The organism is Streptomyces sp. NPDC032745, assembly GCF_055579465.1.
The window spans coordinates 23,442-47,049 of record NZ_JBVING010000020.1 but is presented as its reverse complement, the minus strand read 5'-3'; the positions used below and the strand labels follow the sequence as shown (position 1 = coordinate 47,049).

Sequence of the window (23,608 nt, the reverse complement as noted above, 5' to 3'; positions counted from 1 at the left end):
CGCTCTCGAGCCGCGCGGCCCCCTGCCCCCTCCCCCCGGCAGGCGGGCCGCGCACCGTTCCGCCCCGGCGCACTCGTCCATAGACTCCACCGCATGCTGCGCGTACTGGCCGTCGACGACGAGAAGCCGCTCCTCGAGGAACTGCTCTACCTGCTGCGCTCCGACCCCCGGGTGCTCAGCGCCGAGGGCGCCTCGGACGCCACCGAGGCCCTGCGGCGGATCACCCGGGCCCTGGAGACCGGCCCGGACGGGCCCGACGGCATCGACGTGGTCTTCCTCGACATCCACATGGCGGGGCTGACCGGCCTCGACATCGCCCGGCTGCTGGCCGGGTTCGCACGACCGCCGCTGATCGTGTTCGTCACCGCCCACGAGGGGTTCGCCGTACAGGCCTTCGACCTCAAGGCCGTGGACTACGTGCTCAAGCCCGTCCGCCCGGAGCGGCTCGCCGAGGCCGTCCGGCGGGCCTGCGCCCAGCTCGGCCGGTCCGCCGCGCAGCCGCCCGAGCCGGCGGAAGCGGCCGGTCCGGTCGTCCCGGTGCAGCGCCGCCCCGCCCCCGAGGTCACCGTCGCCGACCGCACCGCGGACCAGATCGCCGTCGAACTGGGCGGCGTCACCCGGTTCGTGGCGATCGCCGACATCGCGTACGTCGAGGCCCAGGGCGACTACGCCCGGCTGCACACCGACGAGGGCAGCCACCTGGTCCGCATCCCGCTCTCCACGCTGGAGGAGCGCTGGGCGGCCCGCGGGTTCGTCCGCATACACCGCCGCCACCTGGTGGCGCTGGGCCGGATCGACGAGCTCCGGCTCGACGCCGGCACCACCAGCGTCCGCGTCGGATCGGCCGAGCTCCAGGTCAGCCGCCGCCACGCCCGGCAGCTGCGGGACCTGTTGATGCGCCAGGCGACCGGATAGCCATACGGCCGCACAGCCACGCGGTCGACGGCCCGGCACGCCGACCGTCCGGCGTGCCGGGGCGCCGTTCGTCGCACCGCAAGGGGCGTACGGCGCCCCGCTGCTGCCGTCGGTCGCAGGGCGGGCTCCGGCGCCCGCGGCCGACCCGGCCCGCACCTATCGTGGAGCCGCCGGTCCGGAAGGAACAGGCCGGAACGAGCGGGGGGTGCGGATGGCCGAGATCCAGGCGCTGCTCGACGCGCTGGCCTCACTTCCCCGGACCCCGCCCGCCGGCCCCGCGGAGGCCGAGGTGCTGCTCGCCCGGTTGCGCAGCGCCGCCGCGCGCTGGGCCGACGTGCTGTACGAGGCCAACGAGGGGGTCCGGCAGCAGCTGCCGCCCCGCGCGGAGGCGGCCCTGACCCTCGCCTTCCGGCGCGCCGAGGACTCGTACGTGGAGCTGGAGATAGCCCTGCGGGACTGCGCGGAGCATCGCGACCCCGCACGCTGACGCCCCTTTTCGGCCGGTGGGAAGGGGCGGGATCGGCCGGGATCACGCCTGTTGCCCGGTCCGCGGGCGTGCGTAGACTCCGGTACCCCCTGCTCCCCGTGCCGAAGGACCGACCGGTGAACCAGACGTACGCGCTGACCGCGGTCACCGTCGTCGTCCTGGTCACCGTGCTGGTCGGCGCGCTGGGCCTGCGGATATCGCGGACCACCTCCGACTTCTACGTCGCCTCGCGGACGGTGGGGCCCCGGCTCAACGCGGCTGCGATCAGCGGGGAGTACCTCTCCGCGGCCTCCTTCCTGGGGGTGGCCGGGCTGGTGCTGCTCCAGGGGCCCGAGATGCTCTGGTACCCGGTCGGCTACACCGCCGGGTACCTGGTGCTGCTGGCCATGGTGGCGGCCCCGCTGCGACGCTCGGGGGCGTACACGCTGCCCGACTTCGCCGAGGCCCGGCTGGAGTCGCAGGCGGTGCGCCGCGTCGCGGTGCTGTTCGTGGTCGGGGTGGGCTGGCTGTACCTGCTGCCACAGCTGCAGGGCGCCGGGCTGACCCTGGAGATCCTGACCGGGGCCCCGCACTGGGTGGGCGGGGTGGTCGTCGCGTTCGTGGTTACCGCGGCCGTCGCGGCCGGCGGGATGCGGAGCATCACCTTCGTGCAGGCCTTCCAGTACTGGCTCAAGCTCACCGCGCTGCTGGTGCCCGCCTTCTTCCTGCTCGCCGCCTGGGCCGGGGACGGCGCGCCCCGGGCCTCGTTCGACGCCCCGGCGGTCTTCCGCGAGCACACCGCCGTCACGCTCGCCGAGGACGTCCGGCTGTCCCTGGACGCGCCGCTGACACTGAAGGTCACGGGGCAGGTGGACGGACGGGCGTACGCGGCGGCCCCGATGACGCTCGAGCCCGGGGAACACTCCGTACGGGCCCGCGCGCGGCTCGAGTTCGCCCCGGACACCCGGGTCCCGCAGACCCGGGCGACGTCCGGGCCGGACGCCTCCCGCTGGTCCGAGCCGCTGGACGGGGACCGGCCGGCTCTCGGCCTGTACGCGACGTACGGGCTGGTGCTGGCCACCTTCCTCGGCACCATGGGCCTGCCGCACGTCGCCGTGCGCTTCTACACGAGCCCCAACGGCCGCGACGCGCGGCGCACCACGCTGGTGGTGCTCGGGCTGCTCGGCTGCTTCTACCTGCTGCCGCCGGTGTACGGGGTGCTCGGCCGCACGTACGCCCCGGAACTCGCCCTCACCGGGGACGCGGACGCTGCGGTGCTGGTGCTGCCGGAGCGGATGCTGGGCGGGGTGCTCGGCGACCTGCTGGGGGCGCTGCTGGCCGGGGGCGCGTTCGCCGCGTTCCTGTCGACGGCTTCGGGGCTGACCATGGCGGTGGCCGGGGTACTGCACCAGGACGTGCTGCCGACGCGCGGGGTACGGACGTTCCGGATCGCGGTGCTGGTGGCGATGCTGGTGCCGCTGGCCGGGAGCGTGGCGCTGACCGACGTGCCGGTGGCGGACGCGGTGGGGCTGGCCTTCGCGGTGTCGGCCTCGTCGTTCTGCCCGCTGCTGGTGCTGGGCATCTGGTGGCGCGGGCTGACCCCTCCGGGTGCGGTGGCGGGGCTGGTCACCGGCGGCGGGGCGGCGCTGGGAGCGGTGCTCGCGACGCGGACGGGGCTGCCCCCGGCGGGCTGGGTGCACACGCTGCTGGCGTGGCCGGCGGCGTGGTCGGTACCGCTGGGGTTCCTGACGATGGTGCTGGTGTCGCTGGCCACCCGGTCGCGGGTCCCGGCGGGGACGGCGGCGACCCTGGCCCGGCTGCACCTGCCGGAGACCGTGACCGGGGCCGGGGCGGGATCCGCGAGCGGCGCCGGGGCCGGGCTCGGCTCCGGCGCCGCTTCCGGGTCCGGCTCCGGCGCCCGCGCGGGCGGTGCTCCATGACCGGAGCGGTGCTCGCGGTCGTGGCCGCGGCGGGCGCGGCCCCGCTGCTCGGCCTGGGCTGGGCCGCCGGCCGGTGGCACGCCCGGCGCGGCGAGCGGGCGACCGGCCTGGACCTCGGGACCCCGGTGGAGCGGGCCACCTTCCACACCCTGCACACCGCCTCGCTCGCCGCTCCCCCGCTGCGTGCCGGGCTCACCGAGGACGCCGCCCGCAAGGCCGCCAAGCGGCTGCGCTCCCTGCTGGGCACCGAGGCCCTGTGCCTGACCGACCGGGATTCGGTGCTGGCCTGGGACGGGCCCGGCGCCGACCACCACCAGCGGCGGGCGATGGCCCGGGTCACCGTGATGCTGAACTCGGGGCGCAGCCAGAGCGTACGGACCGAGTGCACGCGCCCCGACTGCCCGCTGAAGTGGGCGGTGGTCGCCCCGCTCACCGGCGAGGACGGGATGCTCGGCGCGCTCGTGGCCTACGGTTCGCGCGAGTCGGCGGTGCTGGTGCGGGCCGCGACGGAGGTCGCGCGCTGGGTCTCCGTCCAGCTGGAGCTCTCCGAGCTGGACCGCTCGCGGACCCGGCTGATGGAGGCGGAGATCAAGGCGCTGCGGGCGCAGATCTCCCCGCACTTCATCTTCAACTCCCTCGCCGCGATCGCCTCGTTCGTGCGCACCGATCCGGAGCGGGCCCGGGACCTGCTGCTGGAGTTCGCCGATTTCACGCGCTACTCCTTCCGGCGGCACGGCGAGTTCACCACCCTCGCCGAGGAGCTGCGCTCCATCGAGCAGTACCTGGCCCTGGCCGGGGCCCGGTTCGGGGACCGGCTGAAGGTGACCCTCCAGGTGGCGCCCGAGGTGCTCCCGGTGGCGCTGCCGTTCCTGTGCCTGCAGCCGCTGGTGGAGAACGCCGTCAAGCACGGGCTGGAGGACTCCACCGAGGAGTGCCTGATCACGATCGCCGCCCGGGACGCCGGCGCGGAGGCCCTGATCACCATCGAGGACAACGGCGTCGGGATGGATCCGGCCCTGCTGCGCCGGATCCTGGCCGGGGAGCGGAGTGGTTCCTCCTCGGGCATCGGGCTGACGAACGTCGACGAGCGGATCCGGCAGGTCTACGGGGACGCGTACGGCCCGGTGATCGAGACGGGGGTCGGCGCGGGCATGAAGATCACTCTGCGGATACCCAAGTACCGTGCGGGCGTGCACAGTTCAGCGCCGGGTGAGCAGCTCCCCCGCTACTGATCGCCCCGCGCGCATGCCATCCTGGCAGAGGCGCGGACCGGCCGGTGGGGATGCCCCGGCGGCAGCCGGGAGACGTCCGGGGAGGATCGCCGACGTGCGGGTCGGGCGTGAACGACTGCGTGAAGAGTTACGGGACTGGGTGCGCGGCGGTGCGCGGGGCAGCGGGGGCCACCTGATCGTGGAGGGCGAGCCCGGCGCGGGCCGGACCGCCCTGGTGCGCGAGGCGCTGGCCGAGGCGGCCGCGCTGGGCAGCCGGGTGCGCTACGGCGCCGCCGACGCCTTCACGGCGGAGCTGCCGCTGCGGGCCGCGCTGGACTGCCTGCACCCCGAGGGGCCCGGCCGGGCGGCCGTGGTCGCACTGCTCCGGGAGGCCAGGGAGGCGGCGCAGCCCGGCGGGGCGCTGCTGGCGGCGATGGACCTGCTGGTGTGCGCGGTCGAGGAGTGGTGCGCGCAGCGCCCGCTGCTGCTGGTGCTGGACGACCTGCACTGGGCGGACCCGGCCAGCCTGCTGCTGTGGCAGCGCCTGGCCCGGGCGGTGGACCGGCTGCCGCTGCTGCTGGCGGCGACCCGGAGACCGCTGCCCCGGCGGCCCGAGGTGGAGCAGCTGTGCGCCGCGCTGGGCGCGGGGCAACTCGGGCGCACCGTCCGGCTGGAGCCGCTGACCGCGACGGAGTCGGCCGAGCTGCTCCGCGCAATGCTGGGGGCGGCGCCCGGGCCGCGGCTGCGCGGGGCCGCAGGGCAGGCGGGCGGCAATCCCCGGCTGCTGCGGGACCTGACCACGCAGTGGTCCCGGTTCATCGAGATCACCGGCGCGGCCGGGCAGGACGGCGGGGCCGACGCCGCGGAGGCCGACGCGGTCGCCGAACTGAGCCTGCCCGAGCAGGAGTTGCCGGAGCCGCCCGACTCCCTCCCGCGGGGCATCGGCTATCTCTCCCGCCCCGCGTACACCGCCCTGCGCCATGCGGCGCTGCTCGGCCCGGCCTTCACCCCGCGCGAGCTGGCCCTCGTACAGGACAGACCCGCCCGGGAGGTGCTGGCCGAGCTGGAGGAGGCGCTCCTGGCCGGGCTGCTCGAGGACACCGGCGAGCGGCTGCGCTTCCGGCAGCCGGCGCTGCGCCGGGCCCTGTACTCGGAGCTCCCCCGGGCGGCCCGGGCCGCCCTGCACCAGGACGCGGCCCGGGCCCTGGGCGAGGCCGGGCACGACCCGGAGCGGACCGCCGAACAGCTGCTGGCCGCCGGGACGTTGGACCGCTGGGCGGTGCACTGGCTGGCCGACTCGGCGCAGTCCCTGCTCGCGGCGGCGCCCGGAGCGGCCGCCGAGCTGCTGGAGCGGGCCGTCGCGCAGGCCGACTGCGGGGACCGGGACGCCCTGGAGGGGAGCCTCGCGGACGCCGCCCTGATGCTGCGCCGGCCCGAGTCGGTGGAGCTCCTGGCCACCCTGCACGGGCGGGCCACGGATCCCGGGCACCGGGCGGCGCTGGCCTTCAAGCTGGTGTCGGCGCTGATGATCCAGGGGGACATGGCCCGTTCGCTGGCCGTCACCGAGGACGCCCTGGCGGAAGGGGTCCCTTCCGCCACGCTCAAGCTGCGGCTGCAGGCCTGCCGGGTGCTGGCCCTGGCCGATCTGCGCTGCCCGGCGCAGGCCCACACGCTGGCCGTGCCGGTGGTGGCGGAGGCCGACCGGCTGGGCGATCCGCTGTGCGGGGCCGAGGCCCACCACGCGATGGCCTTCGCACTCTTCCACCTGGGCCGCGGCCGGGAGTCGCTGCGGCACGTCGCCGAGGGGATCGAATGCGCCCGGCGCAGCCCCGAGGCCAACGACATGCGGCTGCTGCTCCTCGCCAACCAGGCCGAGGCCCACCTGCGGTTCGACGAGCCGGAGACCGTCGCGGCAGCGCTGCGGGAGGCGCGGGAGCTGGCGCTCTCCACCCGCTCGACGGGGCGGCTGGTGGTCGTCGAGGCCCGGCTCGCCGAGTTCCACTACCGGCTCGGCGACTGGGACGCGACGCTCGCCGGGGTGGCCCGCGCGGACGGGCTGCCGGTCTCGGACGGCTGGCTGCCGGTGGTGGTGCACGGGCTGCGGGCCCTCGTACGCGGCCACCGGGACGAGCGCGAGGCGGCGCATGCCGAGCTCGCTCTGCTCCCGCCGGACGCGTTCGCGGTCCCGGCGGCCCGCCGCTACAGCGGGCACGTGCTGCTGGCCCGGGCCCTGCTGGCGGAGCGCGCGGGGCGCCCGGCCGACGCGGTGCGCGAGCTGCTGCCGGCGCTGGCGGACAGCCCGGACGAGGCGGGGGCGTACGAGCGCCCCTGGGTGCTGTCGGAGATCGTCCGCGTGGCCCTGGACAGCGGGGACACGGCCACGGCCCGGGCGGCGGTGGCGGCCTGCGGGCGGGCGGCGGCGGCGCTGCCCGAGTACCCGGGCCCGGCGCTGGCGCTGCTGCGCTGCCAGGGGTTGTTCGCGCAGGACCCGCAGCTGCTGGCGCAGGCACTGGAGCGGGCTGAGCGCGGCGGCTGGCCGCTGGTGCTGGGCCATGCCTGGGAGGACCTCGCGGTGGCGCGTGCCTGGCACGGCGACCTGGCGGCGGCGCGGTCGGCGCTGACGCACGCGGTGGCCGCGTACGAGGATCTGGGCGCCCGGTGGGACACCACCCGGGCCGACGCCCGGCTGCGGAGCCTGGGCGTCCGGCGCGGCAGCCGCTCGGCGCGGCGGCGGCCGGCCAGCGGGTGGGAGGCGCTGACACCCGCGGAGCTGAAGGTGGCCCTGCTCGTCGCACAGGGCCGGTCGAACCCGGAGATCGCGGGCGCCCTCTTCCTGTCCACGCGGACGGTGCAGACGCACGTGTCGCACATCCTGGCGAAGCTGCAGGTCCGCTCGCGGGCGGCGGTGGCCGCTCAGGCGGCGGCGCGGCGGCCGGGCCCGGAGCCGGTGCGCGGGCCGCGAGCGGGGCCGGTACCGGGGCCGGGGCCGTAGCCGGGCATGGCCTCCCGGAGGGCCCGCAGGGCGTAGTAGGTACGCGACTTGACGGTCCCGACGGGAACCCCGAGCGCCTCGGCGGCCTCGCAGACCGACGCCCCGCGGAAGTAGATCTGTACGAGCACGGCGCGGTGCTCGGGGCTGAGTAATCTCAGCGCGTCGCGGACGTCGAGGACGGCGACGGCCTGCTCGGTGCGGTCGTCGGCGACGGGCACGTGGGCGTCCAGGGCGTCCGGCCCGACCTCGGCGGGCCGGACCTGGCGGGCCCGCCGGGCGTCGATGGCGAGGCGCCGGCCGACGGTGTAGAGCCAGGGCCGCATGGACGCGTGATCGCTCTCCAGCGCCTCGGGGTGCTTCCAGGCGCGGAAGAGGGTCTCCTGGAGGAGGTCCTCGGCGCGGTGCCGGTCGCCGAAGGTGAGGCCGAGGAGGAAGCCGTAGAGGGCTTTGCCGTGTTCGCTGTGCAGTCGCGCGAGGGCGTGCGCGTCGGTGCGGCGGCGGAGGGTACTGGCCACGGGGTGCCCCTTCCAGGTCGGATGACCTGAGCGTGACGGACCCGGCGCCCGGAGTTATCCGCCGCTTGGCGTATCCGCCCGCCACCTGCGCCGACCGGTCGAACGGCACGCCGAACGGTCCCCGGGGGCGCGGCGCCGCGAACGCCGGTGGCCCCGGGCCCGTCCGTGAGGACGGGCCCGGGGCCACCGGAAAAGGGGAACTAGCTCCAGCTGGCGTGCAGCGGCTTGCCCTCGGCGTAGCCCGCCGCCGACTGGACGCCGACCACGGCCTTCTCCTCGAACTCGGCGAGGGAGCCCGCACCGGCGTAGGTGCACGAGGACCGCACACCCGCGATGATCGAGTCGATCAGGTCCTCGACGCCCGGACGGGCCGGGTCCAGGAACATCCGCGAGGTGGAGATGCCCTCCTCGAACAGGCCCTTGCGCGCCCGGTCGTACGCCGACTCCTCCGACGTGCGGTTCTGCACGGCACGCGCCGACGCCATGCCGAACGACTCCTTGTAGAGACGGCCGTCGGCGCTCTGCTGGAGGTCGCCCGGGGACTCGTACGTCCCGGCGAACCAGGAGCCGATCATCACGTTCGCGGCGCCGGCGGCCAGCGCCATCGCCACGTCGCGCGGGTGGCGGACACCGCCGTCGGCCCACACGTGCTTGCCGTACTTCTTCGCCTCCGCCGCGCACTCCAGCACCGCGGAGAACTGCGGGCGGCCCACGCCGGTCATCATGCGGGTGGTGCACATGGCGCCGGGGCCCACACCGACCTTGATGATGTCGGCGCCGGCGTCGATGAGGTCCTTGACGCCCTCGGCGGCCACGATGTTGCCGGCCACGATCGGGACCTGCGGGTCCAGCGCGCGCACGGCCTTGATCGCGTTGATCATCGACTCCTGGTGGCCGTGGGCCGTGTCGATGACGAGCGTGTCCACGCCCGCGTCGAGCAGCTGCTTGGCCTTCTGCACGAAGTCGCCGTTGATGCCGACGGCCGCCGCGATGCGCAGCTTGCCGTCGGCGTCCGTGGCCGGGGTGTACAGGGTCGCGCGCAGCGCGCCCTTGCGGGTCAGGAGGCCGACGAGCTTGCCGTCCTTGTCGACGGCCGGGGCCAGCTTGCGGTGGCCGGCGTCGAGCTTGTTGAACGCCTCGCGGGGGTCGATGTCGGCGTCGATGAGCAGGAGCTCCTTCGACATGACCTCGGAGAGCTGGGTGAAGCGGTCCACGCCGGTCAGGTCGTGGTCGGTGACGACGCCGACCGGGCGGCCGTCGGCGTCGACGACGACACCGGCGCCGTGGGCCCGCTTGGGCAGCAGGGACAGCGCGTCGGCGACGGTCTGGGTGGGCGCCAGCGTGATCGGGGTGTCGAGCACGAGGTGGCGGGTCTTCACCCAGGAGATGACGTCGGTGACGACCTCGATCGGGATGTCCTGCGGGATGACCACGATGCCGCCGCGGCGGGCGACCGTCTCGGCCATGCGGCGGCCCGCGATGGCGGTCATGTTCGCGACGACGAGCGGAATGGTGGTGCCGGTGCCGTCGGGCGAGGAGAGGTCCACACCCTGGCGGGAACCGACCGCGGAGCGGCTCGGCACCATGAATACGTCGTCGTACGTCAGGTCGTACGGCGGCTTCTGGTCATTGAGGAAACGCACGTGCTGAACATCCCAGTCGATCGAAGGATCCGTCTACGGCCTCGACAGGCAGGGCAGCCGAGGAAACGCACGTACTTCATTCTCCCATGGCCCGGCATTAATGCCGCCCGGGCTGATCGTCCAGGACATACCGGGCCCTGTGGTCTGTTCCTACGGGACTTCGGTCCCGCGGGCGAGCCGGACGCGCCGGATGGGCGGAGAGTGAGGGGAGGGATAGCGATCCCGAGAAGAGGCGTCCCGACATGCGTCGCAGTCCCGCCCTGGCGTTCGCCGCTGCACTGCTCCTCGTCTCCGCGCCGGCCCTGGCCGCGGCTGCGGCTCCGGCCGAGGCCGCCCGGGCTCCGCTGCCGGTGGCGGCCTCCGCCCGGTACGGGGAGGACTGCCCGCGGGACGGTCTCGGCCCCGGGCTGACGGCCGAGCTGGACCGGGCCGTCGAACGCACCCGGCAGGAGGCCGGCGTGCCCGGAGTGATCGTCGGGCTCTGGCTGCCGGGCCGGGGCTGCTACGTGCGCGCCACCGGCGTCGCCGATACCGCCACCGGCCGGCCGATGCAGACCGGCCTGCGCATGCGCATCGCCAGCGAGACCAAGACGTTCACGGTCACCGCGCTGCTCGAACTGGTCGACGACGGCCTCGTCGGACTCGACGATCCGGTCTCCGAGTACATCGGCGGCGTGCCCGGCGGCGGCCGGATCACTCTGCGGCAGATGGCCGAGATGCGCAGCGGCCTGTACCCGTACACCGCCGATCCCGGCTTCGTGCAGGCGCTGGTCGCCGACCCGAAGCGTCAGTTCACACCGCAGGAGCTGCTCGCCTACGGCTTCCGGCACCCCAACACCTCCGAGCCCGGAGAGAAGTTCCAGTACTCCAACACCAACACCGTCCTGCTCGGCCTGGTGGTGGAGAAGGTGAGCGGGCTCGGCCTGGCCGACTTCATCGACCGGCGGGTTGACCGGCCCGCGCACCTGAGCCGCACGCTCTTCCCGCGGGCGGCCGAGTTCCCGTCCCCGCACGCACACGGCTACTCGGACCTGACCCCGACGGGCAAGACCGTCGACGCCACGGACTGGAATCCGAGCTGGGGGTGGGCGGCCGCCGCGATGATCTCCGACCTGCAGGACCTGCGGCGCTGGGCCCGGGTCGTCGCCACGGGCACGCTCCTGTCCCCCGCCACCCAGGCGGAGCGGCTGAAGATGCTCCCGACCGGCCTCGCCGGCAACGACTACGGGCTCGGCATCTTCGACAACCACGGATGGATCGGGCACAACGGCTCGCTCCCCGGATACGAGAACGTGACCGTCTACCTGCCGGCCCAGCGGGCGACCCTGGTCGTCCTGATCAACACGGACATCCACCACCGGGGGAGCGAGCCGAGCACGCTCCTCGCCAAGACGATCACCGGCATCGCGACGCCGGACAACGTGTACGACATCCCGCCCCAGGAGTAGCCCCGGTGGCGAGCCGCAGCGGCTTCATCCCCTCCCGGCCGCCCGGGCGACCTGCGGTGCACGCGCGTGCACCGGGCCCCGGCGCCGGGCGAGGGGGGCGACGGATCCGCCGTACCGGACCGCAGTGAACTCGGCGGCGATGGACAGGGCCGTCTCCTCGGGGGTGGCGCCGCCCAGGTCCAGCCCGATGGGAGAGCGCAGCCGGGTGAGCGCGGCCTGCGGCACCCCCTCCTCGCGCAGCCGCTGCTCGCGGTCGGCGTGGGTGCGCCTCGATCCCATGGCTCCCACGTAGCCCAGCGGCAGCCGGAGTGCGAGGGCGAGCAGGGGTACGTCGAATTTGGCGTCGTGGGTGAGGACGCAGACCGCTGTACGGGCGTCCAGCCGGCCCGCCTCCCATTCCGCGGCCAGGTGCCGGTGCGGCCAGTCCACGACCACCTCGTCGGCGTCGGGGAAGCGGGCCGGCGTCGCGAAGACCGGCCGGGCGTCGCAAACGGTGACCCGGTGCCCCAGGAAGGCCCCGATCCGGGCCAGGGCGGCGGCGAAGTCGATGGCCCCGTAGACGATCAGCCGGGGCGGTTCCGCGGCGGATTCGACCAGCAGGGTGAGCGGCTGCCCGCACAGCCCTCCCGCCGTGCCGAGCTCGGCGGTCCCGGTGCGCCCGGCCAGCAGCAGGTCCCGTATGTGCCCGGCGGCGGCCCGGTCCAGGGCCGGCCCGCCGCCCAGGCAGCCCTCGTAGGATCCGTCGGGGTGGACGGCGAGGGCCCGGCCGAGCTGCGGCGGCGGGCCGGAGACCACCCGGGCCAGCGCGGCCCGGGCGCCTGCGGCCGCGGCCTCGAGCACGGAGCCGAGGACGGGCCGTACCGGGTCGTGCCCGCGCACCGGGGTGACGAGCACGTCCAGGACTCCCCCGCAGGTCAGGCCGACGGCGAAGGCGTCGTCGTCGCTGTACCCGAAGCGGTGCACGCCGCCTTCGCCGGAGGCGATCGCGTCGAGGCACAGCTCGTGCACGGCGGATTCCACGCACCCCCCGGAGAGGGAGCCGAGCGCGGTGCCGCCGGCGTCCACGGCCAGCGAGGCGCCCGGGCCGCGCGGCGCGCTCCCGCTGACGGCGACCACGGTGGCCAGGGCGAATTCACGGTGCGCGGAGCACCACGCGCGGAGTTCCTCGGCGATGTCGAGCATCAGCGGATGTACTCGCGTCTCGCGCTCTGGCCGGGGATCAGCGGCCGCGGCGGCAGCACCGGCGGCGGGCCGGTGCGCGCCACGGGGCCGGGTGCTCCGGTACGGGACACGGGCCCGGGCGCCCCGCCGAGCGGGGGCCGTACGTGCCCGGGGAAGCCGTCGGGGATCCTGCCGCGCGCACCGAGCAGCATCGACGCGTGGGCGACACTCGCGAGCGTGGCGTGGTGGTGCCAGCCACGAAAGGAGCGGCCCTCGAAATCACGGATGCCTACGGGTTCGCAGGTCTCGGTGAAATCGAGGGATACCCGGTCGGTGAGTTTGGCGAGGAGGAAGAGCTGGGCCAGCGGCCGGTCGCCGATGTTGGTGATCCAGAACTCGGAGGGCAGCAGGGCGGCTTCGGTCCACGCGCCGACGAGCAGCAGCGGCGTGGGCGTCAGGGGTACGGACCGGTCCTCGCCGGGGGTGGCGAGGATGGCGGCCGAGGTCAGCAGGGTCACTGCTCCTTCGGCTCGGCCGTGCCGGGTCCATTCGACGACGCGCCGCTGGGAGCGCAGGGAGTCGATGAGTTCGCGGGCGGGCGCGGTGTGCGGCCCGGGCTTGTGCCGGCCGGCGCCGCCGAAGGAAACGGGCAGCGAGCCGTCGACCTTGAACACGAAGGGGATGTCCTGCAGGGCGAAGGACTCGATGCTCTGCGGGATGTCGGTGTTGGCCACCTCCATCACCACGGGCCGGCGCTGGAGTTGCCAGCTGGCGGCCATCCGCTGGACGGCGTGTACGGCGTCCTGGGCGGGGGTGAGCGAGCGTGCGGTGTCGGGGATGCCGGCCCGCCGGCGGCGCAGCAGCTCGCTCGTCCAGGGCCCGGGGAGGGTGAGGGTCCATTCGACGGGGAAGCTGGCCTCGCTGGAGGCGAGCCAGATGCCGCTGGCCTGCTGGCAGTTGGCGGTGCGGCCGAGCTGGGGGACGAACTGGCGGCCCACGCCGACCGAGCGGTCACCGGCCTTCTCTATGACCATGGGCTGGACCACCCAGGCCAGCGGGCGCTGGGCGGTGCGTTCGAGGTACTGGGCGAGGGAGCGGCGTACGGGGGTCCAGTCCCAGGGGGACTTGCTGATGAACTGCTGGAGGCTTTGCTCGACGGAACTGGCCCCTGTTCCGGCGATGTTACGGATTGTTTTCTTCCCGCTGGTCCGCACCAGGCCGTTGAGATAAACGCGGGCCCAGTTTCGCTGGTCCCGCCGGGGTAAGGACTCGAAGAAAAGAGAGATCAGGACGTCGATCAATTCGGAGATTTCCTTCGTGGAATCCTCCGGAAGGACTACGCGAGCCATCTGGGCCTCCCCCGCGACCACTAGATCCAATACCCTACTTGACCGTGCAGAACGGCCGTAGGCCACGGCGGCTACTTCCTGAGGTCGCTGGCAGATTCGAGCCGCTCTTCCTCTACCACGAGGGGGATGGGGATCTGGTTCGCCGCATAGTAGAGCGCGATGAGGAAGTGTGCGACGAGAGTGAGCGGTGCGGAGAAGAAGGACAGGAGAACGGTCAAGGGGTACGCCACGGCACCGAGGCCGAAGCGTACGCGGGTGGCCCGGGCGCCGTCTTTGTCCACCCGTTCGTGGAACAGGTGGCCGACGCGGGTGACGTACCACCAGAAGGCCAGGAATGCCAGCGCGTAGACGACGGTGACCGAACTGTAGAGGATCGCGGCGGCGTTGGCGGAGCCGCCCTCCTCGACGAGGTGCTCGGCGAGCACGGTGGTGGTGTACGGAATCACCGATACCACCATCAGCACCATGAGATTCAGGAACAACAGCGGCCGGTCCACCCGCTTGAGGTGACTGAAGATGGTGTGGTGGTTCACCCACATCACGCCGATGATGAGGAAACTCACCACGTATGCGGCATAGTGCGGCCACTGTTCCCACACGCCGTGCCAGAAGTCCGATCCTGTTTCTTTCGGAACCTTTAGTTCCAGAACGAGAATCGTGATGACGATGGCGAATACCCCGTCACTGAATGCCTCGACACGCCCGGTTTCGTGTTCCATGACCTCCCCTTTGCCATTTCACCAGCCAGGCCCGCGCGGCGGTCTCCCGCGGGGCCTGCGCGTACGGGGAGGGCGCTGCCTCCGCCCTCCCCGCACACGCTACCCAGATATCGTTGGTCAGCCGCCGAAACCGGCGGTCTGGCGCCAGATCCGGCCATCGCGGACCACAAGTGTCCCGAACGCGTGCTCCGGTTCGCCGTTCAGATTCATGATCGCGCGGTAGAAGATCGTGTCCTCGGTCTCGATGTACTCCTGCAGTTCCACCAGCGTGGGCTTCACCGTCAGGTAGCCCGTGAACGTCTCGCGCACGGCTTCGATCCCGACCGAGACCCCCTCGAAGCGCAGCAGGACGGCGTCGTCGGTGTAGTTCTTCATCACCGCCTCGATGTCCAGGGCGGCCAGCGCCTCCATCTGGCGGACGAACACCGGGTGCAGCTTGGAGATGTCGTACTTGGCCATGTCGACTCCGTTCATTCAACTGGTGGTGGAGCGGGTGGAGGTGGGTTCATCAGGTGTTTCGGCGCAGGCGGCGGCCGCGGTGAGCGGCAGCCGCACGACCATCCGGGTCTCGCCGGGACGCGAGCGGGCGGTGATCGAGCCGTGGTGGCGCTGGGTCACGATGCGGTAGCTGAGGTGCAGTCCGAGGCCCGTGCCCTTCCCGACGTCCTTGGTCGTGTAGAAGGGTTCGAAGATCCGCGGCAGGGAGTCCTCGGGGATGCCCCGGCCGGTGTCGGCGACCTCCACGACCAGGCAGACGCCCTCGGCGCGGACCCGCAGGGTGAGGATGCCGGCGCCCTCCATGGCCTCGGCCGCGTTGTCGACCAGGTTGGTCCACACCTGGTTCAACTCGCTCGGGTAGCCCGTCAGTTCGGGCAGGCCCGGCTCGTACTCGCGCACGATGGTGATGCCGGAGAGCTTCGCACGCAGCACGACCAGCGTGTTCTCGATCCCGTCCGCCACCGCGAAACGCTGTTCGGGCGCCCGGTCGAGATTGGCGTAATCCCGGGTGGCGGCGACCAGTTGGGAGATCCTCGGACCGGCCGCGCGCAGTTCCGCGGCGAGCGAGCGGATCTCCAGCAGGGCCGCCAGGTGGTCCAGGGCCGCGGGCAGGGCCGGCTCCCCGACCCCTTCCAGCCGCTCCAGCAGCCAGCCCAGTTCCAGCCCGAGGTCCGAGATCCCCGAGCCGAGCAGCCCGGGCCGTTCGGTGCCCGCCTCCTCGGCCCAGTCGGCGATCTCCTCCTCGGCGTCGGCCTGGGCGAACGGGTCGGTGGTGGCCGGCGGCGGCAGCTTGTCGAGCTCCTCGGCCAGCCGGTCGAACACGGAGCGCTCCGCGCCCGTCGCCGCGGCCCCCCAGGCCTGGGCGGTCCGGGTGAGCCCCTCCAGGGCCGGTGCCAGCTCCTGGGCGGCCCGGGCCACGGCGGCCGCCGGGTTGTTCAGCTCGTGCGCGAGGCCGGCGGCCAGCGTGCCGAGCGCCTCGACGGTGGCCCGCTTGCGGGCCTGCACCTCCGAGGACTTGATCCGCCAGGCCAGCACCGGGATCAGCACGGCCGCCACCCCGTGGCAGCGGGTCAGCATCTCGAAGAACACCGGCTTCGGGTACGCGACGACGGTGGTCGCCGGTCCGCTCGCGGCGGCGGTGGCCACGTACGCCCCGTCCGTCAGCAGCGGCAGCTCACCGGTGAAGCGGTGCGCGGCGGAGGGCTTTCCGTCGTGTTCCTCGGCGGCGGCGCTCTCCTCCTCGGTGGAGTGCCGGGTGAGCACCTCCTCGCGGCCGTCGACGACCTTGGTGACGACCAGCCCGCCCGCGAGCAGGACGTGGAAGCCGGTGGCCTCCTCGCCGTCCCGGAAGAGGACCTCCCCGTCCGCGAGCACCCGCGGCTCGGAGACGGAGGCCAGCCAGTCCAGCTGGTCCTCGGTGAGACCGGCGAAGATCTCCAGCCCGAGCAGGGCCGACCGCAGCTCGGCGGCGCTCATGCCGGCAGCCTTCATGTGGTGCTCCCTTCGGCCCGGGTGCGGGCGGCGAGCCGCAGCGTGACGAACAGGGCCAGCGCACACACCCCTGCGACGGCGGCCATGAAGCCGACCGAGGTGCGGTGCAGTCCGTGGATGTTGGTGAGCATTCCGGCGAGCACCGCCGGCACGCTCATCGCGAGGTACGCGAAGACGTAGACGGCGGCGGTCAGTTCCCCGCGGTGCGCCGGGTCGGCCAGCGCGCTCAGCGCCCGGAACGACCCGAGGAACGCCGCGCCCCAGCCGCCGCCGAGGACGGCCGTGGCCACGAGGAACACGGGGGCCGAGCCGAGGCCCAGCGCGAGCAGCACGAGGCCGAGGCCGGCCAGCAGGCCGCACAGGCCCAGGACGGTGGTGCGCAGGGCCTCGGTGCGGCCCAGCAGCAGCTGCGCCGCGGTGGCGGCGCCCGCGAGCAGGGCCACGGTGGCCCCGCCGACGAGGTAGTTGCTGCTTTGGAGCAGGGACAGGGCCAGGTGCGGCCCGAGCGAGAGGTAGAAGCCGCCGACCGACCAGACGGCGACGATGGTCAGGACGAGGATCGCGAACCGGCCCCGTACGGCGGCCGGGACGTGGATCCGGCGTGCGCTGATCCGCATCCGGCCGCCGGAGCGGGCCTCGGGAGCGCTCTCACGCATCCTGAACACCCCCACCAACGTCACCGCGAAGGCGGCGACCAGCAGCAGGTAGCTGAGCACGGTCGGGGCGGGCGCGTACTGGACGAGCAGCCCGGCCCCGATCCCGCCGAGCCCGATCCCCACCGTCGGCCCCGCGCTGTTGACCTGGGCGCCGAGCGCCGGCCGCGAGCGCGGGGCGAGTTCGAGCAGGGCGGCGCCCATCGCCCCGGTGGCGAGGCCCACCGAGAGCCCCTGTACGGCGCGGGCGGCGAGCAGCAGCCCGAGCCCTTGCGCTGCGGCGAACAGCCCCATGGAGACGATCGCCAGGACCAGGCCGGCGCCGAGCACGGGGCGCCGGCCCAGGGTGTCCGAGAGGGACCCGAAGAGCAGGAGCCCGATCAGCACGGTGACCGCGTACAGCGCGAAGACCACCGTGATCATGCCGGAGGACAGGCCCCATCTCTGCTGGTAGAGCACGTAGAGGGCGGAGGGTACGGACGAGGAGAGCATCAGCAGGACGAGCACCGCCCCGACCACCCAGAAGCCGGAGCCTCTGGGTGCCGGGGCCGCCGCCTGGGCGGTCGGCCCGGCCGGTACCCCCGTGGTCGTCCTGGACAATTCGGCCACTGCGTCAACTCCCCGTTGTGGGCGGTCAGGCGAGGGCCTGGTCTGCCCTCTGCAGCGCGCGGGCGGTGAGCACCCCCGCGAGGTGGCCGAGGTACTCGGCCGAGGTGCCGCGCCCGGGGACGAACAGCTCCCTGGGCTCGGCGCGGAAGGCCGCGAGCACGGCCTCCGTCGTGTACGGGCCCCCGCGCAGCCGGTCCTCGACCCCGCGCAGCCGCAGCGGGCGGGCGGTGGCCCCGGTGACCGCGATGCGCGGCCCGTCGGGGGTGATCCGTACGGCGGTGGCGCAGACCGGGTAGCGCGTGGCCCGGTCGGCGGTCTTCTCGAAGGCGGCGGCCCGCCCGGCGGCGGGCACCAGCAGTGCGGTGACCACGGCCCCGGCGGGCACCCCGGAGGCGGTGAACTCCTCGGCGGTCACGGTCGACCGCCCGCCGGGTCCGGCCAGTTCGACCCGGGCGTCGGCGGCGATGGCCGCGACCGGCAGGTCGGTGGCGCGCCCGCCGGCGGCGAGGTTCCCGCCGGCGGTGCCGAGGTTGCGGACCTGGGGGTCCCCGTTGGCCCGGGCGGCGGCCGCCACCTCCGGGGCCTCGGCGAGGACGGCCGGGTGGGCGGCGAGCTGCGCGAGCGTGGTGAGCGCACCGATCCGGATCCCGTCGGCGGTCCGCTCGATGCCGCGGAGCTCCTCGAGGTGGCGTACGTCGACGAGGAGCCGGGCGGTGTCCTCCCCGGTGCGCAGCCCGGGCAGCAGGGTCTGGCCGCCGGCCAGCACCCGGGCGCCCCGGGTGCCGGACAGCAGGGTCAGCGCCTCGGCGAGGCCGACGGGCCGTACGTAGTCGAACTCGGTGAGGATCACTCGGCTTCTCCTCGCAGGCGGCGCCAGACCTTCTCGGGGGTGAGCGGCATGTCGATGTGCTGCACGCCCAGGTCGGACAGGGCGTCGACGACCGCGTTGACGACGGCCGCGGCGGGCGGCACGGTGGCGATCTCGCCGGCGCCCTTGGCTCCCAGCGGGTTGTGCGGGCTGGGCGTGGTGGTCTTGTCTAGGGTGAAGAACGGCACGTCCGCGGCGCGCGGCAGGGCGTACTTGGTCAGGTCGGAGCTGATGAGCAGACCCTGTTCGTCGTAGACGGCGGCCTCCATCAGCGCCTGGCCGAGGCCGTGCGTGATGCTGCCCTCGATCTGGCCGAGGACGATCTTCGGGTTGCCGATGTGGCCGGCGTCGTCGACGGCGGTGTACGCCACCACCTCCGTCTCACCGGTGAGTTCGTCGACCTCGACGACCGCGACGTGCGTACCGAAGGGGTAGTTGAAGTCCGGCGGGTCGAAGTGGCTGGTCTCGTCGAGGGCGGGCTCGATCTCCGGGGGCAGCCCCCAGCCGTACCACATGGACATCGCCAGCTCGGCGAACGTCTTGGTGTTCTCCTCGTTGCCCTCTTCGTAGACCTTGCCGCCCTTGTAGACGACCTTCTCCTCGGGGACGCCCAGGAACACCGCCCCGGCCTTGACCAGCTTGGCCTTGATCTTCCGGGCGGTGATGGCGACGGCGGGCGCGGCCATGCTGTAGGAGCGCGAGCCGTACGTGCCCTGGCCGTACGGGGCCTTGAGCGTGTCCCCCTCGTACACCTGGACCAGGGCCGGGTCGATGCCGAGCTCGTCGGCGGCGACCTGCGCGAAGACCGTGTGGTGGCTCTGGCCGGTGGAGGCGGAGCCGACGGTGACGGTGACCTCGCCGGTCGGGTGGACGCGGATGTTCGCGCTCTCCCAGGTGCCGCCGAGCATGCCCTCCTTGGACATCCGGGTGGAGGGGCCGACCCCGCAGATGGCCACGTAGGTGGCGAGGCCGACGCCGAGCCGCTTGCCGCGGGTGCGGGCCTCGGCCTTGCGGGCGGGCATGTCGGCGTAGCCCGACAGCTCCATCGCCTTGTCGAAGTTCAGCTGGTAGTCCCCGGAGTCGTACGTCCAGCCGAGGCCGTTGTCGTACGGGAACTTCTCCTTGGGCACCAGGTTCATGCGCCGGACGGCCGCCGGGTCCATGCCGATCTCGGAGGCGTACCGGTCGACGAGCCGCTCCATCAGGAAGGCGGCCTCGGCGCGCCCGCTGCCGCGCTGGGCGCCGAGCGAGACGGTGTTGGTGAAGGCGGCGTAGACCTCGCAGAAGGCGGCGGGGATGTCGTACATGCCGCTGATGGAGCGACCCATCAGGGCGGTGGCGACACCGGGGCCGATGGTGGACGGGTACGCGCCGAGGTTGGCGTAGCTGGTGGCGCGCAGGCCGGTGATGCGGCCGTCGCGGGTGCCGGCGAGCACCACGTGCTGGCGGTGGTCGCGGCCCTGGACGGTGGAGTTCATCAGGCCGGTGCGGGTGTCCACCCATTTCACGGGCCGGCCGAGCGCCTTGGAGAGCAGCAGGACCAGGGCCATGTCGGGGTAGAGGTAGCCCTTGGTGCCGAAGCTGCCGCCGACGGTCGGGGCGATCACCCGGAGCTTGTTGAACGGGATGCCGAGGACCAGCGCGGCGAGCAGGAAGCGATGGTTGTGCGGGCCCTGGGTGGAGGCGTACAGCGTGTACTCGTCGGTGGCGGCGTTGTAGTCGCCGACCGCGCCGCGGGGCTCGATGGGGCTGTTGATGGTGCGCTGGTTCACCAGGTCGAGCTCCACCGTGACCTCGGCCTCGGCGATGGCCGCGTCGGTGCGGTCCTTGTCGCCGCAGGTCCAGTACGCGTTCAGGTTGCCCGGTACGGCCTCGTGCAGCTGGGGCGCGCCCTCGGCGAGTGCATCGTCGGCCCGGGTGACCACGGGCAGCGGTTCGTACTCGACGGCGATGGCGGCCAGCGCCGCGGTGGCCTGGCGCGGGGTCTCGGCGACGACCACGGCGATCGGGTCGCCGACGTGCCGGACGGTGTCGCCGGTCAGGACCGGGCGGGCGCCGGGAAGTCCGTAGGGGTGGGGCGGGAAGTGGCTCTCGACGCCGCCGGGGATCCAGATGCAGGGCAGCGGCATGACGTCGGTGTAGTCGGCGGCGGTGGCCACCTTCAGCACGCCGGGCATCTGCTCGGCGGCCTTGGTCTCGATGGAGATGATCTTCGCGTGGGCCACCGGGCTGCCGAGGATCGCCATGTGGGCGGTGCCCGGGAGGTCGATGTCGGCCACGTACGTGGCCTCGCCGCGCAGCAGCTGCGGATCCTCGCGGCTGTCCAGCGGCTGTCCGAGCAAGCCCGATCCCTGGAGGGGAACCTCCCCCGTCACTGCGGTCATCTCCCTCACACCTCCTTGCCGGACGCGGACGCGGATCCGGAGGCGGCCGACGCGGAGACGGCGGCGCCCTCGCTGATCTCCTCGGGGATCTCGGCCCGGGCGGCGGAGCAGGCGCGCTGCACGCCCCGTACGACGCTGTGGTAGCCGGTGCAGCGGCACAGGTTGCCGGTGAGCCACTCGCGGATCTCGGGCTCGGTGGGCGCCTCGCGGTCGGCGGTGTTCTCGACGAGCTCGCCGAGGGCCATCACCATGCCGGGGGTGCAGAACCCGCACTGGGTGCCGTGTTCCTGGCGCAGGGCCTCCTGGAGGCCGGTGAGTTCCCCGCCCCGCTCGGTGACGCCCTCGATGGTGGTCACCCCGGAGCCGGCCGCCGACGCGGTGAGGATCAGGCAGCTCTTGACGGACCGGCCGTCGAGCTGGACGACGCAGGTACCGCACTGGCCGGTGTCGCAACCGACCTTGGTTCCGGTCAGCCCGAGGCCGTCACGGAGCCGCTCCACCAGCAGTTCGTTCGGCTCGGCCGAGAACTGCTCGGGTCTTCCGTTCACGTTCAGTGAGATATCCATGCCAGCGCCTGCGCTTCCGTGAGCGGCCGGTTGAAAAGGGGCCCGCCGGGCTGCTGGAGAATTCCTCCGGAATGCAGCGAGCCGGTGTCGACAGGGGCGAATCCGAGATCCGTGATGATTCCCGCGACGATTTCCTTTGCCTTCTCGTCGTCGCCCGCCGTGAAATGGGCCAGGCGTTCGCCCCCCTCCGTGCCGGCGACGGCGAGAGTCTCGAAATGCATGGTGTTCAGGGATTTCACGACGCGGGCGCCGGGATACCACTCGGCGACCAGTTCGCTGGAACTGCGGTCGCCCAGGTCCGCGGGGGCGCCCGCGCCGCCGAACGCGTTGGTGGCGTCCACCAGCACCTTGTCCTGTACGGCCGCGGGCGGAAGGAGCCCGCGGATGCTCGCGTACGGCACCATCAGCACCAGCAGTTCGGCCTGGTCGGCGACCTCGGCGGGGTGCGCCGCCGAGGCCGCCGGGCCCAGTTCGGCCAGTAAGGGGCCGATGGACCGGGGGCCGCTGGCGTTGGCCAGTAAGACCTCGTGCCCGGCCGCCACCAGGATCCGCGCGAGGGTGGAACCGATTCGCCCGGTGCCGATGATGCCTGTGCGCATTGCCGCTCCTACTCGGTCGGTGGATCGGTCGCGAGTCAGTCGGTCGAGTCGCGAGTGAGCCGGTCGTTCAGTCCATGCCGATCCAGACCGACTTGGTCTGGGTGTAGCTCTCGAGGGATTCCGGTCCGCACTCGCGTCCGTATCCGGAGGCCTTGTAGCCGCCGTACGGCACGGAGGGGTCGTACTGGTTGTAGCAATTCACCCAGACCGTGCCGGCCTTGATCTGCGAGGCCACCCGGTGGGCACGCCGCAGGTCCTTGGTGTGGACGCCGGCGGCGAGGCCGTACGCGCTGTCGTTGGCGATCCGGATCGCGTCGTCCTCGGTGTCGAAGGGGATGATCGACAGGACCGGCCCGAAGATCTCCTCCTGGGCGATCCTCATGCCGTTGTCGACGCCGGTGAAGATGGTCGGCAGGAAGTACAGGCCCTGGCTGGAGGCCCCGTCGGGGGTCCAGCCGGTACCGCCGGTGCGCAGCAGGGCGCCTTCCTTCTCACCGACCTCGATGTAAGAGCTGACCTTGTCGAACTGGCCGCGGTGGGCCAGCGGCCCGAACAGGGTCTCCGGGTCGCGCGGGTCGCCGGGCTTGAGGGCGGCCGCGCGCCGGACCAGGCGCTCGACCAGCTCGTCGTGGATGGGGCGCTGGAGCAGCAGCCGGGAGCCGGCGGTGCAGATCTCGCCCTTGTTGTAGTAGATGCCGAAGAAGGCGAGCTCCTCGGCGGCGTCCAGGTCGGCGTCGGCGAAGACGATGTTGGCGGACTTGCCGCCGAGCTCCATCGTCACCTTCTTCAGGGTGCCTGCCGCCTTGCGGATGATCGTCTGGCCGACCGAGGTGGAGCCGGTGAAGGCGATCTTGTCGATGTCGGGGTGGCCGGTGAGGGTCTCGCCCAGTTCCACGCCCGGACCGGTGATGACGTTCAGCACGCCGTCCGGGATCTCCGCCTCCTGGAAGAGCTCGGCGATCTTCAGTGCGGTGAGCGGGGTGGCCGGGGAGGGCTTGTGGACGACCGTGTTGCCCGCCGCCAGGGCCGGGGCGATCTTCGTCATCGACAGCAGCAGCGGGAAGTTGAACGGGGTGATCGCGCAGACCACGCCCAGCGGCTCGCGCAGGGTGTACGCGAGCTGCCCGCCGGCCGGGGCCCGCGAGGAGCCGTCGACGCGGGTCACGGCGCCGGCGTAGTAATGCATGAGCTGGGCGGCCATGGGGGCGTCGACCGTGCTGGAGAAGGCGAACGGCTTGCCCATGTCCACCGTCTCCAGCAGGGCGATCTCCTCCAGGTCGCGCTCGATGAGCTCACCGACCCGGTTCAGCCGCAGCGCGCGTTCCTGGGCGGACAGTCTGCTCCAGGGACCCTCCTCGTACGCGTGGCGGGCGGCGGCCACGGCCGCGTCCGCGTCCGCGGCGGCGGCCTGGGCCACCGGTACGATCTCCTGTCCGTCCACGGGACTGATGTCCGGTTCGGTACGGCCGTCCTGGGCCGAGACCCATGTGCCGCCGATGAACAGCTTCCCGGGGTTGGCCAAGGGCTGGTCGCTGAGCGCGCGCTTGGTCATGGCTGCCTTCCGGTGTCGGATGCGGGGGC

19 protein-coding genes are annotated in these 23,608 nt (G+C 73.3%); 6 read left to right on the top strand and 13 right to left on the bottom strand.

Going from position 1 to position 23,608, the window contains the following annotated elements; all coding sequences use genetic code 11:
- The first annotated feature begins 93 nt into the window (after nucleotides 1-93).
- The 5 genes from ACZ5WG_RS36400 to ACZ5WG_RS36380 all read left to right on the top strand — a co-directional run bounded on the left by ACZ5WG_RS36400 (nucleotide 94) and on the right by ACZ5WG_RS36380 (nucleotide 7,524).
- Nucleotides 94-915: a LytR/AlgR family response regulator transcription factor gene (locus ACZ5WG_RS36400; RefSeq protein WP_468728854.1), complete on the top strand. Its 822-nt coding sequence runs from the start codon at nucleotides 94-96 to the stop codon at nucleotides 913-915.
- A 211-nt stretch (nucleotides 916-1,126) separates the two neighbouring features.
- A complete protein-coding gene (locus tag ACZ5WG_RS36395) occupies nucleotides 1,127-1,402 on the top strand; it encodes a hypothetical protein (RefSeq protein WP_468728852.1) in 276 nt (91 codons plus the stop codon).
- Between the two features lie 116 nt (nucleotides 1,403-1,518).
- A complete protein-coding gene (locus ACZ5WG_RS36390) occupies nucleotides 1,519-3,321 on the top strand; it encodes a sodium/solute symporter (RefSeq protein WP_468728851.1) in 1,803 nt (600 codons plus the stop codon).
- Nucleotides 3,318-4,553 carry a histidine kinase gene (locus ACZ5WG_RS36385; RefSeq protein ID WP_468728849.1) on the top strand — a complete coding sequence of 412 codons (1,236 nt, stop codon included), beginning with the start codon at nucleotides 3,318-3,320 and terminating at the stop codon, nucleotides 4,551-4,553. The genes ACZ5WG_RS36390 and ACZ5WG_RS36385 overlap by 4 nt, the downstream gene beginning before the upstream one ends.
- Nucleotides 4,554-4,647: 94 nt before the next feature.
- Nucleotides 4,648-7,524 (top strand): ATP-binding protein, encoded by a 2,877-nt coding sequence (locus tag ACZ5WG_RS36380; RefSeq protein ID WP_468728847.1) that lies wholly within the window; start codon nucleotides 4,648-4,650, stop codon nucleotides 7,522-7,524.
- Here ACZ5WG_RS36380 and ACZ5WG_RS36375 read toward each other — a convergent pair.
- Complete coding sequence (locus ACZ5WG_RS36375; RefSeq protein ID WP_468728846.1) at nucleotides 7,446-8,039, bottom strand: sigma-70 family RNA polymerase sigma factor; 594 nt, start codon at nucleotides 8,037-8,039, stop codon at nucleotides 7,446-7,448. The genes ACZ5WG_RS36380 and ACZ5WG_RS36375 overlap by 79 nt on opposite strands.
- A gap of 200 nt (nucleotides 8,040-8,239) precedes the next feature.
- The gene (locus ACZ5WG_RS36370) at nucleotides 8,240-9,682 is read right to left on the bottom strand and encodes a GuaB1 family IMP dehydrogenase-related protein (RefSeq protein ID WP_468728845.1); all 1,443 of its coding nucleotides are present in this window, start codon (nucleotides 9,680-9,682) and stop codon (nucleotides 8,240-8,242) included.
- 242 nt (nucleotides 9,683-9,924) lie between these two features.
- Here ACZ5WG_RS36370 and ACZ5WG_RS36365 point away from each other — a divergent pair, with 242 nt between their 5' ends.
- Nucleotides 9,925-11,130 (top strand): serine hydrolase domain-containing protein, encoded by a 1,206-nt coding sequence (locus ACZ5WG_RS36365; RefSeq protein ID WP_468728844.1) that lies wholly within the window; start codon nucleotides 9,925-9,927, stop codon nucleotides 11,128-11,130.
- Nucleotides 11,131-11,154: 24 nt separating this feature from the next.
- On the opposite strand, the gene ACZ5WG_RS36360 is transcribed toward ACZ5WG_RS36365, so the two are convergent.
- From ACZ5WG_RS36360 to ACZ5WG_RS36310, 11 genes are all read right to left on the bottom strand, one after another.
- Nucleotides 11,155-12,312, bottom strand: coding sequence for an XdhC family protein (locus tag ACZ5WG_RS36360; protein ID WP_468728843.1), 1,158 nt, complete (start codon nucleotides 12,310-12,312; stop codon nucleotides 11,155-11,157).
- Nucleotides 12,312-13,640 carry an IS701 family transposase gene (locus ACZ5WG_RS36355; protein ID WP_468728842.1) on the bottom strand — a complete coding sequence of 443 codons (1,329 nt, stop codon included), beginning with the start codon at nucleotides 13,638-13,640 and terminating at the stop codon, nucleotides 12,312-12,314. Before ACZ5WG_RS36355 ends, ACZ5WG_RS36360 begins: the two co-directional genes overlap by 1 nt.
- A gap of 71 nt (nucleotides 13,641-13,711) precedes the next feature.
- Complete coding sequence (locus tag ACZ5WG_RS36350; RefSeq protein WP_468728841.1) at nucleotides 13,712-14,359, bottom strand: TMEM175 family protein; 648 nt, start codon at nucleotides 14,357-14,359, stop codon at nucleotides 13,712-13,714.
- Nucleotides 14,360-14,476: 117 nt separating this feature from the next.
- Nucleotides 14,477-14,833, bottom strand: a complete 357-nt coding sequence (locus ACZ5WG_RS36345) for a nuclear transport factor 2 family protein (protein WP_078987675.1) — start codon at nucleotides 14,831-14,833, stop codon at nucleotides 14,477-14,479.
- Entirely contained in the window at nucleotides 14,834-16,348 is a 1,515-nt protein-coding gene (locus ACZ5WG_RS36340) for an ATP-binding protein (RefSeq protein ID WP_468728839.1), read from the bottom strand.
- A complete protein-coding gene (locus ACZ5WG_RS36335) occupies nucleotides 16,345-17,610 on the bottom strand; it encodes an MFS transporter (protein WP_468728837.1) in 1,266 nt (421 codons plus the stop codon). The genes ACZ5WG_RS36340 and ACZ5WG_RS36335 overlap by 4 nt, the downstream gene beginning before the upstream one ends.
- A 25-nt stretch (nucleotides 17,611-17,635) precedes the next feature.
- Nucleotides 17,636-18,460 carry an FAD binding domain-containing protein gene (locus ACZ5WG_RS36330; RefSeq protein WP_468728836.1) on the bottom strand — a complete coding sequence of 275 codons (825 nt, stop codon included), beginning with the start codon at nucleotides 18,458-18,460 and terminating at the stop codon, nucleotides 17,636-17,638.
- Nucleotides 18,457-20,862 (bottom strand): xanthine dehydrogenase family protein molybdopterin-binding subunit, encoded by a 2,406-nt coding sequence (locus ACZ5WG_RS36325; RefSeq protein ID WP_468728834.1) that lies wholly within the window; start codon nucleotides 20,860-20,862, stop codon nucleotides 18,457-18,459. Before ACZ5WG_RS36325 ends, ACZ5WG_RS36330 begins: the two co-directional genes overlap by 4 nt.
- A gap of 5 nt (nucleotides 20,863-20,867) precedes the next feature.
- Complete coding sequence (locus tag ACZ5WG_RS36320) at nucleotides 20,868-21,410, bottom strand: (2Fe-2S)-binding protein (protein WP_468728833.1); 543 nt, start codon at nucleotides 21,408-21,410, stop codon at nucleotides 20,868-20,870.
- Between the two features lie 2 nt (nucleotides 21,411-21,412).
- The gene (locus ACZ5WG_RS36315; RefSeq protein WP_468728831.1) at nucleotides 21,413-22,027 is read right to left on the bottom strand and encodes an NADPH-dependent F420 reductase; all 615 of its coding nucleotides are present in this window, start codon (nucleotides 22,025-22,027) and stop codon (nucleotides 21,413-21,415) included.
- 67 nt (nucleotides 22,028-22,094) lie between these two features.
- Entirely contained in the window at nucleotides 22,095-23,579 is a 1,485-nt protein-coding gene (locus ACZ5WG_RS36310) for an aldehyde dehydrogenase family protein (RefSeq protein WP_468728830.1), read from the bottom strand.
- Nucleotides 23,580-23,608 lie beyond the last annotated feature (29 nt).

Coding starts and splice junctions, on each gene's coding strand:
- ACZ5WG_RS36400 (WP_468728854.1), top strand. CDS start 94: ATGCTGCGCGTACTGGCCGTCGACGACGAGAAGCCGCTCCTCGAGGAA.
- ACZ5WG_RS36395 (WP_468728852.1), top strand. CDS start 1,127: ATGGCCGAGATCCAGGCGCTGCTCGACGCGCTGGCCTCACTTCCCCGG.
- ACZ5WG_RS36385 (WP_468728849.1), top strand. CDS start 3,318: ATGACCGGAGCGGTGCTCGCGGTCGTGGCCGCGGCGGGCGCGGCCCCG.
- ACZ5WG_RS36365 (WP_468728844.1), top strand. CDS start 9,925: ATGCGTCGCAGTCCCGCCCTGGCGTTCGCCGCTGCACTGCTCCTCGTC.
- ACZ5WG_RS36360 (WP_468728843.1), bottom strand. CDS start 12,312: ATGCTCGACATCGCCGAGGAACTCCGCGCGTGGTGCTCCGCGCACCGT.
- ACZ5WG_RS36355 (WP_468728842.1), bottom strand. CDS start 13,640: ATGGCTCGCGTAGTCCTTCCGGAGGATTCCACGAAGGAAATCTCCGAA.
- ACZ5WG_RS36350 (WP_468728841.1), bottom strand. CDS start 14,359: ATGGAACACGAAACCGGGCGTGTCGAGGCATTCAGTGACGGGGTATTC.
- ACZ5WG_RS36345 (WP_078987675.1), bottom strand. CDS start 14,833: ATGAACGGAGTCGACATGGCCAAGTACGACATCTCCAAGCTGCACCCG.
- ACZ5WG_RS36340 (WP_468728839.1), bottom strand. CDS start 16,348: ATGAAGGCTGCCGGCATGAGCGCCGCCGAGCTGCGGTCGGCCCTGCTC.
- ACZ5WG_RS36325 (WP_468728834.1), bottom strand. CDS start 20,862: ATGACCGCAGTGACGGGGGAGGTTCCCCTCCAGGGATCGGGCTTGCTC.
- ACZ5WG_RS36315 (WP_468728831.1), bottom strand. CDS start 22,027: ATGCGCACAGGCATCATCGGCACCGGGCGAATCGGTTCCACCCTCGCG.
- ACZ5WG_RS36310 (WP_468728830.1), bottom strand. CDS start 23,579: ATGACCAAGCGCGCGCTCAGCGACCAGCCCTTGGCCAACCCCGGGAAG.